At 66.1% G+C, this 15,170-nt stretch carries 14 protein-coding genes; 13 read left to right on the top strand and 1 reads right to left on the bottom strand.

Annotated elements, in window-relative coordinates:
• Positions 1 to 12: 12 nt before the first annotated feature.
• The 8 genes from ACSHZY_RS03740 (at position 13) to ACSHZY_RS03775 (ending at position 9,785) form a co-directional block, all read left to right on the top strand.
• Entirely contained in the window at positions 13 to 813 is an 801-nt protein-coding gene (locus ACSHZY_RS03740) for an undecaprenyl-diphosphate phosphatase (protein ID WP_435165613.1), read from the top strand.
• Between the two features lie 164 nt (positions 814 to 977).
• Positions 978 to 2,414, top strand: coding sequence for an NAD(P)-dependent oxidoreductase (locus ACSHZY_RS03745; protein WP_435165616.1), 1,437 nt, complete (start codon positions 978 to 980; stop codon positions 2,412 to 2,414).
• Positions 2,411 to 3,073, top strand: coding sequence for a hypothetical protein (locus ACSHZY_RS03750; protein ID WP_435165619.1), 663 nt, complete (start codon positions 2,411 to 2,413; stop codon positions 3,071 to 3,073). Before ACSHZY_RS03745 ends, ACSHZY_RS03750 begins: the two co-directional genes overlap by 4 nt.
• 11 nt (positions 3,074 to 3,084) lie before the next feature.
• On the top strand, positions 3,085 to 3,543 hold the full coding sequence (locus ACSHZY_RS03755) for a GFA family protein (protein ID WP_435165621.1): 459 nt from the start codon (positions 3,085 to 3,087) through the stop codon (positions 3,541 to 3,543).
• On the top strand, positions 3,540 to 8,069 hold the full coding sequence (gltB, locus tag ACSHZY_RS03760; protein ID WP_435165624.1) for a glutamate synthase large subunit: 4,530 nt from the start codon (positions 3,540 to 3,542) through the stop codon (positions 8,067 to 8,069). Before ACSHZY_RS03755 ends, gltB begins: the two co-directional genes overlap by 4 nt.
• 66 nt (positions 8,070 to 8,135) lie before the next feature.
• Complete coding sequence (gene mtgA / locus ACSHZY_RS03765) at positions 8,136 to 8,843, top strand: monofunctional biosynthetic peptidoglycan transglycosylase (protein WP_435165627.1); 708 nt, start codon at positions 8,136 to 8,138, stop codon at positions 8,841 to 8,843.
• 61 nt (positions 8,844 to 8,904) lie between these two features.
• Positions 8,905 to 9,561, top strand: coding sequence for an FtsZ-binding protein FzlA (gene fzlA, locus ACSHZY_RS03770; protein WP_435165630.1), 657 nt, complete (start codon positions 8,905 to 8,907; stop codon positions 9,559 to 9,561).
• 56 nt (positions 9,562 to 9,617) lie between these two features.
• Positions 9,618 to 9,785: a hypothetical protein gene (locus tag ACSHZY_RS03775; RefSeq protein WP_435165633.1), complete on the top strand. Its 168-nt coding sequence runs from the start codon at positions 9,618 to 9,620 to the stop codon at positions 9,783 to 9,785.
• Positions 9,786 to 9,813: 28 nt separating this feature from the next.
• Here ACSHZY_RS03775 and ACSHZY_RS03780 read toward each other — a convergent pair whose 3' ends face one another.
• Complete coding sequence (locus ACSHZY_RS03780) at positions 9,814 to 10,683, bottom strand: branched-chain amino acid aminotransferase (protein WP_435165635.1); 870 nt, start codon at positions 10,681 to 10,683, stop codon at positions 9,814 to 9,816.
• A 139-nt stretch (positions 10,684 to 10,822) separates the two neighbouring features.
• Here ACSHZY_RS03780 and ACSHZY_RS03785 point away from each other — a divergent pair, with 139 nt between their 5' ends.
• From ACSHZY_RS03785 to dxs, 5 genes are read left to right on the top strand one after another with little or no spacing between them, the layout of a single operon-like run.
• The gene (locus ACSHZY_RS03785) at positions 10,823 to 11,320 is read left to right on the top strand and encodes a MarR family winged helix-turn-helix transcriptional regulator (RefSeq protein WP_435165638.1); all 498 of its coding nucleotides are present in this window, start codon (positions 10,823 to 10,825) and stop codon (positions 11,318 to 11,320) included.
• A complete protein-coding gene (locus ACSHZY_RS03790; protein WP_435165640.1) occupies positions 11,317 to 12,015 on the top strand; it encodes a response regulator in 699 nt (232 codons plus the stop codon). The genes ACSHZY_RS03785 and ACSHZY_RS03790 overlap by 4 nt, the downstream gene beginning before the upstream one ends.
• A gap of 58 nt (positions 12,016 to 12,073) precedes the next feature.
• Positions 12,074 to 12,304 carry an exodeoxyribonuclease VII small subunit gene (locus tag ACSHZY_RS03795; RefSeq protein WP_435165643.1) on the top strand — a complete coding sequence of 77 codons (231 nt, stop codon included), beginning with the start codon at positions 12,074 to 12,076 and terminating at the stop codon, positions 12,302 to 12,304.
• Positions 12,301 to 13,167: a polyprenyl synthetase family protein gene (locus tag ACSHZY_RS03800; RefSeq protein WP_435165646.1), complete on the top strand. Its 867-nt coding sequence runs from the start codon at positions 12,301 to 12,303 to the stop codon at positions 13,165 to 13,167. The genes ACSHZY_RS03795 and ACSHZY_RS03800 overlap by 4 nt, the downstream gene beginning before the upstream one ends.
• A 7-nt stretch (positions 13,168 to 13,174) precedes the next feature.
• The gene (gene dxs, locus ACSHZY_RS03805) at positions 13,175 to 15,085 is read left to right on the top strand and encodes a 1-deoxy-D-xylulose-5-phosphate synthase (protein WP_435165649.1); all 1,911 of its coding nucleotides are present in this window, start codon (positions 13,175 to 13,177) and stop codon (positions 15,083 to 15,085) included.
• The last annotated feature ends 85 nt before the right edge of the window (positions 15,086 to 15,170 follow it).

Consider the following 15,170-nt stretch of genomic DNA (forward strand, 5'->3'; position numbering starts at 1 on the left):
GTCTGAATTCCGATGCATGACGCGCTCGAAGCCCTCTTCCTGGGTGTGGTGGAGGGGCTGACCGAGTTCATCCCCGTTTCCTCCACCGGTCACCTTCTTCTGGCGGGTCACTTCATCGGTTTCGAAAGCGCGGGCAACAGCTTTGCCGTGATGATCCAGCTGGGCGCCGTCCTCGCGGTGCTGAGCGTCTATGCCGCCCGCCTGTGGGAGGTGCTGCGCGCCGCGCCGCACGATCCCGCCGCCCGCCGCTTCGTGGCCTCGGTCCTGATCGCGTTCCTGCCGGCGGTGGTGATCGGCGTTCTGGCGCATGACGTGATCAAGACCGTTCTGTTCGAAACCCCCCGCCTGATCGCGCTGATGCTGATCCTGGGCGGCGTGGTGTTGCTGTTCGTGGACCGGATGGCCGTGGCCCCCAAACATGACGACGCCATGCGTCTGCCGCTGTGGACGGCGCTGCGCATCGGGATCATCCAGTGCCTGGCCATGATCCCCGGCGTGTCCCGTTCGGGCGCGACCATCGTGGGGGCGCTGGCGCTGGGCTGCAGCAAGAAGGCGGCGGCGGAGTTTTCGTTCTTCCTGTCCATGCCCACGATGCTGGGGGCCTTCACCTACGACCTTTACAAGACGCGCGACCAGCTGGACGCGGGGCAGGCGGGCCTGATCGCCATCGGCTTCGTCGCGGCCTTCCTGTCCGGCCTGTGCGTGGTCCGCTGGCTGCTGGGTTACGTGGCCCGGCACGGCTACGCCGTCTTCGGCTGGTGGCGAATCATCGTGGGCAGCTTGGCCCTGATCGCCCTGACCCTTTGGGGCTGAACATGTCTAGGTAAGTTATACTTACCTATAACAACGCTGCCTTCTGCCGAATTTGGACATGGTAATGCAAAATTAACGCTTAAAGGTCAGCATTGCTGACTTTTATAGGCAAATGTCTTGTGCAAGAAAGCGTTTGACCGCCTCTTCGCAAGGATTGCCCTGCCATGGCCACCCAGCGCATGCTGAAATTCGTCACGACCGAGCGGGAGATGCCCGAGAAGCGTCTTCCGGATCTGCGTTCGCAGGATTTCGACGAAATCTACCGTGAATTCGCGGACGCCAAGGCGGCGGAGCAATCCAGCCGGTGCAGCCAGTGCGGCGTTCCCTATTGCCAGTCGCACTGCCCCTTGCACAACAACATCCCCGACTGGCTGCGCATGACCGCCGAAGGGCGGCTGGAAGAGGCCTACAACCTGTCCCAAGCCACCAACACCTTCCCCGAGATCTGCGGCCGCATCTGCCCTCAGGACCGTTTGTGCGAAGGCAACTGCGTGATCGAACAGTCGGGCCACGGCACCGTCACCATCGGCTCGATCGAGAAGTACATCACGGACGCCGCGTGGGAGCGGGGCTGGGTCAAGCCCGGCCTGCCCATCGCGGAACGGACGGAATCGGTCGGCATCATCGGCGCCGGACCCGGGGGCCTGTCGGCCGCCGACATGCTGCGCCGCCAGGGCGTCCAGGTGACGGTCTACGACCGTTACGACCGCGCGGGCGGGCTGCTGACCTATGGCATCCCCGGCTTCAAGCTGGAAAAGCACGTCGTGATGCGGCGGGTGGAGCAGCTGGAGCAGGCGGGCGTCCAGTTCGTGCTGAACTGCAACGTCGGCACCGACATCAGCTTCGACGCGATCCGCGGCCAGCATGACGCCGTCCTGATCGCGACGGGCGTCTACAAGGCGCGTGACCTGTCGGGCGACGGCATCGGCGCGCAGGGCATCGTTCCCGCGCTGGCCTACCTGACCGCGTCGAACCGCAAGAGCTTCGGGGACGAGGTCGAGGCCTATGACAACGGCAACCTGAACGCCGCCGGCAAGCGCGTCGTCGTCATCGGCGGCGGCGACACCGCGATGGACTGCCTGCGCACCGCCATCCGTCAGGGCGCCACCAGCGTCAAGTGCCTGTACCGCCGCGACCGCGCCAACATGCCAGGGTCGCAGCGCGAAACCCAGAACGCCGAGGAAGAAGGCGTGGAGTTCAACTGGCTGACCGCCCCCAAGGGCTTTGTCGGCACCGACCACGTCGAAGGCGTGATCGTGCAGAAGATGCGCCTTGGGCCGCCCGACGTGTCGGGCCGTCAGGCGCCCGAGATCATCGAGGGCGGCGACTACGTGGAGCCGGCCGATCTGGTGATCACTGCCCTCGGCTTCGAGCCGGAAGACCTGCCGTCCCACTGGAGCGCGCCGGATCTGGGTACGACCCGCTGGGGCACCGTGAAGGCCGACTTCCGCAGCCATGCGACGAACATCCCCGGCGTCTATGCCGTGGGCGATATCGTGCGCGGCGCGTCGCTGGTGGTCTGGGCCATCCGCGACGGGCGCGAGGCGGCGGGGGCCATCCTCGACTACCTCGCCGCGCCGGCGGCGGTGGCGGCGGAATGATCCGCGCGGCGCTTCTGTGCCTGGCGCTGCCCGTGTCGGCGCAGGCGGCGGGGTTTTCCCCGCCCGAAGGCTGCACCACCACGATGACGGTGCAGTCCAAGCAATGCCGGGTGTCGAACTACTACACCTGCCAGAACGATCCGGCGGGCACGCAATGGCGGGTGGACGCCGATCAGGAAGGCCCGTTCTTCCTGACGCAGACGAACATCGAAGGGGAATGGCTGCAAAGCCATGACGGTGCCCCGTCGGGCGCGCAGCATCTGGCCGAGGTGCAGGATCACGGCTCCATCCGTACCCTGTTCGAAGCAGGGCAGGACAGCTACGACTTCTGGCTGGAGCGGGAGGACGGCAGCCGCAGCCATGTCACCGGCCGCGACAAGCTGACGGGCGAAACCTCGGTCATCGACGGGCAAAGCCTGGCGCGGACCCGTTTCTCCTTCACCGAAACGGATGCGGACGGCGTGGTTCTGCAACAGGCGCGGGGGCAGGAATATGTCAGCCGCGAACGGGGCAGCTTCTTTGCTGGGCCGACCGAACACGGGGACGGGACGGGCACGTGGCGGCCGTCGGATGGCAGCCCGATGACCTTTGCCTTCCCCGGCGACAAGGGGTTCGAGGCGGGCCAGCCGATCTTCGACTGCGACGCCGTAAGTTCGTAAGGGGGAAGGCCATGACGACGGGACATTGTCTGTGTGGCGCCGTGCGCGTCACGATCACCGACCTTCCGCGGGATTTCGGCATCTGCCATTGCAAGATGTGCCAGCGGTGGACCGGCCTTGCCTTCGCCGCGATCGAGGTTCCGGACGCGCAGGTGACGGTGGAGGGGGAGGAGCATGTGAGCCGCTACCGTTCCTCGGACATCAGCACGCGGTCGTTCTGCCGGATCTGCGGATCGACGCTGTGGTTCCGCGACGACGGCCGCCCCAGTTACGAGATTCCGGTCGGGTTGCTGGACGATGCGGATCACCTGCGCCTGACGCATGAGATCTTTGTCGACCGCAAACCGGACGGCTGGGGTCTGGCGGGGGATCATCCCCGCGAAACCGAACAGGATTATTTTCGACGCAAGGGACATGTGCCGCAACCGGCCAGCCGTCCCGCAAGCCCCGCCGAAGGAGGCCAGCCATGACCATCTATGACGAACACTGGGTTGCCGCCGAGGAAGCCAAGCGCCAGTTCATGAACGACAACGGCCTGTTCCGTTTCGAGGACGAGAAGTCCTCCTGCGGCGTCGGTCTGGTCGTGTCGCTGAACGGCCAGCCGGCGCGGCGGGTGGTGCAGGCGGGGATCGACGCGTTGAAGGCCATCTGGCACCGCGGGGCGGTCGACGCCGACGGCAAGACCGGCGACGGCGCGGGCATCCATGTGCAGATCCCGGTTCCCTTCTTCTACGACCAGGTGCGCCGCACGGGGCATGAGCCCGACACCTCCAAGCGCATCGCCGTGGGGCAGGTCTTCCTGCCGCGCACGGATTTCGCCGCGCAGGAGCGCTGCCGGACCATCGTGGAAACGGAAGTCCTGCGCATGGGCCATTACATCTACGGCTGGCGGCACGTTCCGGTGGACATCTCCGTCCTGGGCGACAAGGCCAACGCGACCCGCCCCGAGATCGAGCAGATCCTGATCCGCTGCGACAAGGACATCGACGAGGAGCAGTTCGAGCGCGAGCTGTACATCATCCGCCGTCGGATCGAGAAGGCGGCGCTGGAAGCCAACATCACCACCCTCTACATCTGCTCGCTGTCGTGCCGCTCGCTCATCTACAAGGGGATGATGCTGGCCGAACAGGTGGCGGTCTTCTATCCCGACCTGATGGACGAACGGTTCGAAAGTGCCTTTGCCATCTATCACCAGCGCTATTCCACGAACACCTTCCCGCAATGGTCGCTGGCCCAGCCCTTCCGCATGCTGGCCCACAACGGCGAGATCAACACGCTGAAGGGCAACGTCAACTGGATGAAGAGCCATGAGATCCGCATGGCGTCCTCGACCTTTGGCGACGCGGCGGGCGACATCAAGCCGATCATCCCGGGGGGCACGTCCGATTCCGGCGCGCTGGACGCGGTGTTTGAAGTTCTGGTGCGCGGCGGCCGCAACGCCCCCATGACCAAGACGATGCTGGTGCCCGAGGCCTGGTCCAAGCAGACCGGAGAGATGCCGAAGGCGTGGCAGGACATGTACGCCTATTGCAACGCGGTGATGGAGCCGTGGGACGGCCCCGCCGCGCTGGCGATGACGGATGGCCGCTGGGTGTGCGGCGGTCTGGACCGCAACGGTTTGCGCCCCATGCGCTATGTCGTGACGGGGGACGGCCTGCTGATCGCGGGGTCCGAGGCCGGCATGGTCCCGGTGGACGAATCGACGATCCGGGAAAAGGGCGCGCTCGGGCCGGGGCAGATGATCGCGGTCGACATGGCCGAAGGCCGTCTTTACCACGATCAGGAGCTGAAGGACAAACTCGCCGCCGATCGCCCCTTCGGCGACTGGATCGAGAAGGTCGTGGACCTGAGCGTCCTGCTGCACGACGTGCCGGAAGCGCCGCGCTTTGCGGGCGCCGAACTGCGCCGCCGCCAGATCGCTGCCGGCTATTCGCTGGAGGAGCTGGAGCAGGTTCTGGCCCCAATGGCCGAGGACGGCAAGGAAATGGTCGCCTCGATGGGCGATGACACCCCTGCGGCCGTTCTGTCGTCGGTCTACCGTCCGCTGTCGCACTTCTTCCGGCAGGCGTTCAGCCAAGTCACGAACCCGCCCATCGACAGCTTGCGCGAAGCGCGGGTGATGAGCCTGAAGACCCGTTTCGGCAACCTCAAGAACGTGCTGGACGAAAATTCGGGCCAGACCGAAATCCTGGTTCTGGAATCGCCTTTCGTCGCGAACGCCGAGTTCGAGGTGATGCTGAAGCAGTTCGGCGATCAGGTCGCGGTCATCGACTGCACCTTCCCCGTGGGCGGTGACATGGCCGAGGCGCTGACCCGCATCCGGGCCGAGGCCGAGGACGCGGTGCGATCGGGCGCGGGCCACCTGGTGCTGACGGACGAACACCAGTCCGACGCGCGCGTGCCCCTGCCGATGATCCTGGCCACCAGCGCCGTGCATTCCTGGCTGACGCGCAAGGGGCTCAGGACCTTCTGCTCGGTCAACGTGCGGTCGGCGGAATGCATCGACCCGCACTATTTCGCGGTACTGATCGGCTGCGGCGCCACCACCGTGAACGCCTATCTGGCCCAGGATTCGATTGCCGACCGGATCGAGCGTGGCCTGATCGACGGCAACCTGACGGATGCGATGCGCCGCTACCGCGACGCCATCGACGCGGGCCTTCTGAAGATCATGGCGAAGATGGGCATCTCCGTGGTGTCCTCCTATCGCGGCGGCCTCAACTTTGAGGCGGTAGGCCTGTCCCGCGCGCTGGTAGCCGAGTTCTTCCCCGGCATGCAGTCCCGCATTTCGGGCATCGGTCTGCACGGCCTGCAGCGCAAGGTCGAAGAGGTGCACGCCCGCGGCTGGCTGACGGGCCATGACATCCTGCCCATCGGCGGCTTCTACAAGGCGCGCCGCGCCGGGGAGAAGCACGCTTGGGAAGCGCAGACGATGCACATGCTGCAGGCGGCCTGCGACCGCGCCAGCTTCGACATCTGGAAGCAGTATTCTGCCGCCCTTCAGGCGAACCCGCCGATCCACCTGCGCGACCTGCTGGCGATCAAGCCGCTGGGCAAGCCCGTGCCGATCGAGGAGGTGGAGAGCATCACCTCCATCCGCAAGCGCTTCATCACGCCGGGCATGTCGCTGGGCGCCCTGGGGCCGGAAGCGCACAAGACGCTGAACATCGCGATGAACCGGATCGGCGCCAAGTCCGACTCGGGCGAGGGCGGCGAGGACCCGGCGCACTTCCTGCCCGACGCGAACGGCGACAACCCGTCGGCGAAGATCAAGCAGGTGGCATCGGGCCGCTTCGGCGTCACCGCCGAATACCTGAACGCCTGCGAGGAGCTGGAGATCAAGGTCGCCCAAGGTGCGAAACCGGGCGAGGGTGGCCAGCTTCCCGGCATGAAGGTGACCGAGCTGATCGCGCGGCTGCGGCATTCGACGAAGGGCGTGACGCTGATCTCGCCCCCGCCGCATCACGACATCTATTCGATCGAAGACCTCGCGCAGCTGATCTACGACCTGAAGCAGATCAACCCGCGCGCCAAGGTCACGGTGAAGCTGGTGTCGTCCTCGGGCGTGGGCACGATCGCGGCCGGCGTGGCGAAGGCCAAGGCCGACATCATCCTGATCTCGGGCCACAACGGCGGCACGGGGGCCAGCCCCGGCACGTCCATCAAGTATGCGGGCCTGCCGTGGGAAATGGGCCTGACCGAGGCGCATCAGGTCCTGTCCATGAACAACCTGCGCGAGCGGGTGACGCTGCGGACCGATGGTGGCCTGCGGACGGGCCGCGACGTGGTCATGGCGGCGATGATGGGGGCCGAGGAATACGGCATCGGCACCGCCGCCCTGATCGCGATGGGCTGCATCATGGTGCGCCAGTGCCAGTCGAACACCTGCCCGGTGGGCGTCTGCACGCAGGACGAGGCGCTGCGCAAGAAGTTCACGGGCACGGCCGACAAGGTCGTGAACCTGATCACCTTCTACGCGCAGGAGGTGCGGGAGATTCTCGCCTCCATCGGCGCGCGGTCCATCGACGAGATCATCGGGCGCGCCGACCTGCTGAGCCAGGTCAGCCGCGGTTCGGCGCATCTGGACGATCTGGACCTGAACCCGCTGCTGATCACGGTGGATGGGGCCAGCCGCATCACCTACGACCGGTCGAAACCCCGCAACCACGCGATGGACACGCTGGACGCGGAAATCGTGAAGGACGGCGCCCGCTTCTTCGAGGAAGGGGAGAAGATGCAGCTCTCCTACGCCGTGCGGAACACGCTGCGGACCATCGGGACGCGCGCCTCCAGCCACATCGTGAAGAAGTTCGGGATGCGCAACAGCCTTCAGGCCGACCACCTGTCGCTGAAGCTGTCGGGCAGCGCGGGGCAGTCGCTGGGGGCCTTTGCCGTGCGGGGGCTGAAGATCGAGGTGCAGGGCGACGCCAACGACTATGTCGGCAAGGGCCTGTCGGGCGGCACCATCGTGGTGCGTCCGGCGATGGGCAGTCCCTTGGTGGCCGAGAACAACACGATCATCGGCAACACAGTCCTTTACGGCGCCACGGACGGCTTCCTGTTCGCGGCCGGCCGTGCGGGTGAACGCTTCGCGGTCCGCAACTCGGGCGCGACGGTGGTGATCGAAGGCTGCGGCACCAACGGTTGCGAATACATGACCGGCGGCGTGGCGGTGATCCTCGGGTCCATCGGGGCGAACTTCGGGGCCGGGATGACGGGCGGGATGGCCTATCTTTACGATCCCGACGGCGTGGCCGAGGACATGATGAACCTTGAAACGCTTGTGACCTGTGCCGTGTCGCATCCGCACTGGGAGGCGCAACTGCGCGGACTGGTCGAACAGCATGCGCGGGAAACCGGCAGCCAGAAGGCCAACCGCATCCTGCGCCACTGGGAGGCGGAGCGGTCGAACTTCCTTCAGGTCTGCCCGAAGGAGATGCTGATCCACCTGAAGCATCCCTTGTCGGAAGAACCGCAGGCGATGCCCGCCGAATAAGGAAAGGCCCGCGAAAGCGGGCCTTTTTCATTGACCCCTGCGGGGGCTTCATGGCTAAAGGCCCGCATGGCGAAAAAGCGTTCCCTTTCCCGATCCCGCTTCAACGCGCTGCCAAAGCTGCGTCCTTGGATACGCCGGATCGGCCTTGGGATCCTGGCCGCGCTGGGCCTGCTGATCGTGATCTACAGCGTCGTCACCCCGCCGATCACCCCCTACATGCTGGCCGAACGCGCCCGCTTGGGCGAAATCTCGCACCAGACCGTGGACATGGACGACATCGCCCCCGTCATGGCGCGCAGCGTCGTTGCGGCGGAGGATGCCAATTTCTGCCGCCACTGGGGCTTCGACATGCGGGCCATCCGCTCCGCCGTGGCAGAGGGGTCGAATCGCGGCGCCTCCACCCTGTCGCAGCAGGTGGCGAAGAACGTGTTCCTTTGGCAGGGCCGCAGCTGGGTGCGCAAGGCGTTGGAGGCGGTGTTGACCCCGGCGGTGGAACTGGTCTGGACCAAGCGGCACCTTCTGGAAGTCTATCTGAACGTGGCGGAATTCGGGGAAGGCATCTTCGGCGTGCAGGCGGCGGCGCAGCATTATTTTCGCGTCGACGCCGCCGATCTGTCCCCCAGCCAGGCCGCGCGTCTGGCCGCGATCCTGCCCGATCCGAAGCGGCGCGATCCCATCCGGCCCACGAAATTCGTCGACGGCCGTGCGCGTGCGGCCGCGTCGGGGGCGGCAACGATCCGCGCAGATGGGCGTTCGCAGTGTTTCGAGGGCTGATCGGGTTGCATCAACCGTCCCTTCGCGGCATGTCATGGGGCACACCAAACCGGATGCCACGATGAATCGTCTTTACCATTTTCCGCTGTCGCCCTTCTGCCGCAAGGTTCGCCTGACGCTGGCCGAAAAGAGGATCGAGGTGGAGCTGGTCGAGGAACGCTTCTGGGAACAGAACCCGGACTTCCTGCGCCGGAACCCGGCCGGAAAGGTGCCGGTCCTGCGGGTGGACGGGCGCTTCATGTCCGAAAGCCAGGCCATCTGCGAATGGCTGGAGGAATCGGTTCCGACCCCGCCGCTGATGCCCCGCGACCTGGAGGGCCGGTACGAGGTGCGCCGCCTGTGCGCCTGGTTCGACGGCAAGTTTCACGAGGAGGTCACCTCCAAGCTGGTCTACGAACGTTTGAAGATCGGCGGCCGCGTGCCGGAGGCCAAGAACATCAAGTTCGGATCGCAGCGCATCAAGTTCCACCTGGATTACATGGCGTGGCTGCTGGACCAGCGGCGCTGGCTGGCGGGCGACAACCTGACGCTGGCGGATTTCGCGGCCGCCGCGCACATCTCGGCGCTGGACTACGTGTCGGATGTGGACTGGAACCGGCACGCGGTGCTGAAGGACTGGTACGCCAAGATCAAGTCGCGCCCGGCCTTCCGCGGCATCCTGTCCGACCAGATTCCCGGCCAGTCGCCCGCGCGCCATTACTCGGATCTGGACTTCTAGGCTTTCCTTGCGGCGGCCGCGTCCTATATGCGGCCCAGCCGAAGGAGGACCGCGCCATGAGCGACGACAGCCGACTGAAACGCTATACCCAGATCGAAAAGACGCAAAGGGAGGAGGGAAGCCACCCCTCTACCGTGGCCGTGCATCGCCGGCCGGCGGAACGCGGCGACGACAACCGCCGCGCCGAGCACTACGCCCGCATCGAGCGCGGACGCGAGACGTGAAAAAGGGGGCCTATGCCCCCTTTCCGTGTCAGGCGCGGACCAGCGCCTCGTAGGCCTTCGTGACGTCCTTCGTCAGCTGGCCCACTTCGAAGCGGTAGTCCCCGATCTGGCTGACGGGGGTGCATTCGGCCGCCGTGCCGGTCAGCCAGCACTGCTCGAAGCCTTCCAGCTCTTCCGGCATGATGTGGCGTTCGTGAACGGTGATGCCCTTTTCCTTCAGCATTTCGATCACGGTCTGGCGCGTCAGGCCGTTCAGGAAGCAGTCGGCCAGCGGCGTGTGCACTTCGCCGTTCTTGACGAAGAAGATGTTGGCGCCCGTGGCTTCGGCCACATAGCCGCGATAATCCATCATCAGCGCGTCGGAAAAGCCCTTCGCCTCCGCGTCATGCTTGGACATGGTGCAGATCATGTAAAGGCCGGCGGCCTTCGCCTGGCTCGGGATCGTTTCTGGGGACGGGCGCTTCCACTTGGAGATGCCGAGCTTGGCGCCCTGCATCTTGGCGTCGCCGTAATAGGCGCCCCATTCCCAGCCCGCCACGACCAGCTTCACCTTGTTGCGTGCCGCCGAAACGCCCATGTCCTCGCCCGCGCCACGGAAGGCCACGGCGCGGACATAGGCGTCCATCCAGCCGTTGGCCTTCAGCATGGCGTATTTCGCTTCCTCGATCTGGTCGACCGTGTAGGGGATCGGCATGTCCAGAAGCTCGCCCGATTTCAGAAGGCGGGCGGAATGTTCACGGCCCTTGAAGATCTTGCCGTTGTAGCACCGCTCCCCTTCGAAGACGGAGGATGCGTAGTGCAGCGCGTGGGTCAGGACGTGAACCTTCGCGTCGCGCCAGTCCACCAGCGTGCCATCCATCCAGATCTTGCCGTCGCGGTCGTCGTAGGCCCCAGCCATTTTCGCTCTCCTTAGCGATATTGCTTTCATCTGTCTTGTTCGGACATAAAATTGCGCCAAACATGGCTTTTCGCTAACGGTTGCATATTGGAATGTCAACGTCCCTGCCGTAAATTGTGATCGAAGCAAGGGGGCGGATATGGCAAGCGGACCTGTGGGCGGCGAACAGCTGCTGTTTTTGACCGATGAACAGGTGCGCAAGGGCATCGAGGCGATGTTCTTTGCCTATCGGGGGTTCACCGCCGATCCCGACCGGATTCTTGAGGATTACGGCTATGGCCGCGCCCATCACCGCGCGATCCACTTCATCCACCGCGCGCCGGGAATCACCGTCACGCGCCTTCTGACCGTTCTGGGCGTCACGAAGCAAAGCCTGAACCGCATCCTGCGCGTGTTGCTGGAGGACGGACTGGTGGAGGCGCGGGTCGGCCGCAAGGACAAGCGCGAACGCCTGCTGCACCTGACCGAGACGGGCGAGGCGCTGGAGCGCGAACTGTCCGACGCGCAGCGCGCCCGGATGCGGGCGGCCTACCGCGCCGCCGGTCCCGCCGCCGTGCAGGGCTTCCGCCAGGTGCTGGAGGCGATGATGGACCCCGAGCTTCTTCGCCAGTATCACGACCTGAAGGAGAAGAGATGATGAACGACGCACCGCATCTTCTGGTCGTGGACGACGACGAACGCATCCGGGGGCTGCTGAAGAAGTTTCTGGTCCGCAACGGGTTTCTGGTGTCCGCCGCCCGCGATGCCGCGCAGGCGCGCAAGCTGCTGTCGGGGCTGGAATTCGACATGCTGATCCTGGACGTGATGATGCCGGGCGAAGATGGCGTGTCGCTCACCCGCTCCCTGCGCGACCACATGATGACGCCGATCCTGCTGCTGACCGCGCGCGGCGAGACGCAAAGCCGGATCGAGGGGTTGGAAGCGGGTGCCGACGACTATCTGCCCAAACCGTTCGAGCCAAAGGAGCTTCTGCTGCGCATCAACGCCATCCTGCGCCGCGTGCCGCATGTGAAGCCGCAGGCCGGCCCGAAGATGCTGCATCTGGGCGATGTCCGCTATGACATGGAGCGGGGGGAATTGTGGCGCGGGTCCGACCTCGTGCGCCTGACCGCGACGGAGGCCGCGCTGATGCGCGTCTTCGCCGCCGCCCCGCATGAACCCGTGGGCCGCGACCGCCTGATCGGCGATCTGTCCGAGGAGGCGACGGACACGCAGGAACGCGCCGTGGACGTGCAGATCACGCGCCTGCGCCGCAAGATCGAATCCGACCCCCGCCAGCCGCGCTATCTGCAGACGGTGCGCGGATCGGGCTACATGCTCGCGCCCGACTAGACTGGCCTTGCGCGGTGCCTCCGGTTATGGTCGCGGCGACATACGAAAGGAAGGCCCCATGCAGATCGCCGAGATGAGCTTTGAAGACGCCATGGCCGAGCTGGAGCGTGTCGTGGCCGCGCTGGAAAAGGGCGACGTGCCGCTGGAACAGTCCATCGCGCTGTACGAACGGGGCGCGGCGCTGAAATCCCATTGCGCCACGAAGCTGAAGGCCGCCGAGGAAAAGGTGGAGATGATCCGCGCGCAGGAAGGCCGTGCCACAGGCACCACCCCGACGGAGGGGCTGTGAGCTTTTCCGACCGTCTGGCCAACGCCGCCCGCGACACCGAACACCACCTGATGGCTACCCTTGCCGCGCGCGACGATGTCCCGGTGGTGGAGGCGATGCGCTACGCCCTGCGGGGCGGCAAGCGGCTGCGCGCCTTCCTTGTGCTGGAATCGGCGCGGCTGCACGGGGTGGCCGACCGGGCCATGCCTGTGGCCGCCGCGGTGGAAGCGCTGCACGCCTACTCGCTGGTGCATGACGATCTGCCCTGCATGGACGATGACGACCTGCGCCGCGGTCAGCCCACCGTTCACGTGAAGTGGGACGAGGCGACAGCGGTTCTGGCGGGTGACGCCCTGCAGACACTGGCCTTCGAATGTCTCGCCGACCCCGTCATCGGCGCGTCGGACCGCCGGATCGCGCTAGTGCTGGCCTTGGCCAAGGCCTCAGGGGCCGAAGGGATGGTGCTGGGACAGGCGCTGGACATCGCGGCCGAAACCGCCGCCACGCCGCTGACTCTCGATCAGATCACGCGCCTTCAGGCCGGCAAGACCGGCGCCCTGATCGGCTTTTCCGCCGAGGCGGGTGCGCTGATCGCGGGGGCCGATCCCGCGCCGCTGCGTGCCTATGCCGGCGCGCTGGGCCTTGCCTTCCAGATCGCCGATGACATCTTGGACGTGGAAGGCGACGCGACCAAGGCGGGCAAGCGGCTGAACAAGGACGCCGAGGCGGGCAAGGCCACCTTTGTCAGCCTTCTGGGCCTGCAAGGCGCCAAGACCCGCGCCGCCGAACTGGTGGGGGAGGCAGAGGCCGCCCTTGCCCCTTACGGTGACGACGCCGCCATCCTGTGCGAAGCCGCGCGCTTCGTCATCTCGCGGGAAAGCTGAGAAGAACATGACACGACCCGAGACCCCGATCCTGGACCGCGTGACGATCCCCGCCGACATGAAGCGTCTGTCGGACCGAGAGCTGCGCCAGCTCGCCGACGAGCTGCGGGCCGAGACGATTTCAGCCGTGTCCGTCACGGGCGGGCATCTGGGCGCGGGTCTGGGCGTGGTGGAACTGACCGTCGCGCTGCACGCCGTCTTCGACACGCCCAAGGACAAGCTGGTCTGGGACGTGGGCCACCAATGCTATCCCCACAAGATCCTGACCGGGCGGCGCGACCGCATCCGCACGCTGCGCATGGAAAACGGCCTGTCCGGCTTCACCAAGCGCAGCGAGAGTGAATACGACCCCTTCGGTGCCGCACACTCCTCCACCTCCATCAGCGCGGCGCTGGGCTTTGCGGCGGCGCGGGATCTGGGCGGCCAGCCGGGCGACGCGATTGCGGTGATTGGCGACGGGTCCATGTCCGCCGGCATGGCGTTCGAGGCGATGAACAACGCGGGTCATCTGGACAAGCGCCTGTTCGTGATCCTGAACGACAACGAGATGTCGATCGCGCCCCCCGTCGGCGCCCTGTCGGCCTATCTGTCGCGCCTGTACGGCAACGCGAAGTTCCACGAGTTGAAATCGGCCGCCAAGGGCGCCGTCAGCCTTTTGCCCGAACCGCTTCAGGAAGGCGCCCGCCGCGCGAAGGAGATGCTGAAGGGCATGGCCTTCGGCGGCACCCTGTTCGAGGAGCTGGGCTTTTCCTATATCGGCCCCGTGGACGGGCACGATCTGGACGCGCTGCTGCCCGTGCTGCGCACGGTGAAGGACAAGGCCACCGGTCCCGTCCTGATCCACGTGATCACCAAGAAGGGCAAGGGCTACGCCCCTGCCGAACGCGCCGCCGACAAGGGCCACGCCACGTCGAAGTTCGACGTGCAGACCTTCGCGCAGGCCAAGGCCTCGTCGAACCTGCCCAGTTACACCAAGGTGTTCGCCCAGGCGCTGGTGGACGAGGCGGAGCGGGATTCGAAGATCGTCGCCGTCACGGCCGCCATGCCGGACGGCACCGGCCTGAACCTGTTCGACGGCCGCTTCCCGGATCGCTGTTTTGACGTGGGCATCGCCGAACAGCACGCCGTCACCTTTGCCGCCGGGATGGCGGCGGGCGGGATGAAGCCGTTCTGCGCGATCTATTCCACCTTCCTGCAACGCGGCTACGACCAGGTCGTGCACGACGTGGCGATCCAGCGCCTGCCGGTGCGGTTCGCGATCGACCGCGCCGGTCTGGTCGGCGCCGATGGGGCGACGCACGCTGGTTCGTTCGACGTGGCCTTCCTCGCGAACCTTCCCGGTTTCGTGGTCATGGCCGCTGCGGATGAGGCGGAACTGGTTCATATGGTCGCCACCGCCGCCGCGCATGACGACGGCCCCATCGCTTTCCGTTATCCGCGCGGCGAAGGGACGGGCGTGCCCTTGCCCCTGCATGGCACCCCGCTGGAGATCGGCAAGGGCCGTATCGTGTGCAAGGGCAGCCGCGTGGCGCTTCTGTCCTTCGGCACCCGCCTGTTCGAAGCGGAAAAGGCGGCCGAGGCGCTGGAAGCGCGCGGCATCTCCACCACCGTCGCGGACGCGCGCTTTGCCAAGCCGCTGGACCGCGACCTGATCCTGCAACTGGCCCGGGATCATGAGGCGCTGATCACGCTAGAAGAAGGCGCCGTGGGCGGATTCGGCTCCCACGTGGCGCAGCTTCTGGCGGATGAAGGCGTGTTCGACAGCGGGCTGAAGTTCCGCTCGATGGTGCTGCCCGACACGTTCATCGATCAGGCAAGCCCGGCGGCCATGTATCACATCGCAGGCCTCGACGCCCCCCAGATCGAGGCGAAGGCGCTGGAGGCGCTGGGGATTTCCTCCGTTCAGAAACGGGCCTGAGCGACGTTCAGCCATGCGGCGGACGCATGGCTGGTATCCTCGAAAGATCAGGGGCTTGGCATCCGGGGCGCTTTGTGGCGCATGG

Source organism: Falsirhodobacter sp. 1013 (assembly GCF_051195255.1).
Classification (GTDB): Bacteria; Pseudomonadota; Alphaproteobacteria; order Rhodobacterales; family Rhodobacteraceae; genus Falsirhodobacter.

Excerpts from the sequence above, each read along its gene's own strand:
- ACSHZY_RS03740 (WP_435165613.1), top strand. The coding sequence starts at position 13 with ATGCATGACGCGCTCGAAGCCCTCTTCCTGGGTGTGGTGGAGGGGCTG.
- ACSHZY_RS03745 (WP_435165616.1), top strand. The coding sequence starts at position 978 with ATGGCCACCCAGCGCATGCTGAAATTCGTCACGACCGAGCGGGAGATG.
- ACSHZY_RS03750 (WP_435165619.1), top strand. The coding sequence starts at position 2,411 with ATGATCCGCGCGGCGCTTCTGTGCCTGGCGCTGCCCGTGTCGGCGCAG.
- ACSHZY_RS03755 (WP_435165621.1), top strand. The coding sequence starts at position 3,085 with ATGACGACGGGACATTGTCTGTGTGGCGCCGTGCGCGTCACGATCACC.
- gltB (WP_435165624.1), top strand. The coding sequence starts at position 3,540 with ATGACCATCTATGACGAACACTGGGTTGCCGCCGAGGAAGCCAAGCGC.
- mtgA (WP_435165627.1), top strand. The coding sequence starts at position 8,136 with ATGGCGAAAAAGCGTTCCCTTTCCCGATCCCGCTTCAACGCGCTGCCA.
- fzlA (WP_435165630.1), top strand. The coding sequence starts at position 8,905 with ATGAATCGTCTTTACCATTTTCCGCTGTCGCCCTTCTGCCGCAAGGTT.
- ACSHZY_RS03775 (WP_435165633.1), top strand. The coding sequence starts at position 9,618 with ATGAGCGACGACAGCCGACTGAAACGCTATACCCAGATCGAAAAGACG.
- ACSHZY_RS03780 (WP_435165635.1), bottom strand. The coding sequence starts at position 10,683 with ATGGCTGGGGCCTACGACGACCGCGACGGCAAGATCTGGATGGATGGC.
- ACSHZY_RS03785 (WP_435165638.1), top strand. The coding sequence starts at position 10,823 with ATGGCAAGCGGACCTGTGGGCGGCGAACAGCTGCTGTTTTTGACCGAT.
- ACSHZY_RS03790 (WP_435165640.1), top strand. The coding sequence starts at position 11,317 with ATGATGAACGACGCACCGCATCTTCTGGTCGTGGACGACGACGAACGC.
- ACSHZY_RS03795 (WP_435165643.1), top strand. The coding sequence starts at position 12,074 with ATGCAGATCGCCGAGATGAGCTTTGAAGACGCCATGGCCGAGCTGGAG.
- dxs (WP_435165649.1), top strand. The coding sequence starts at position 13,175 with ATGACACGACCCGAGACCCCGATCCTGGACCGCGTGACGATCCCCGCC.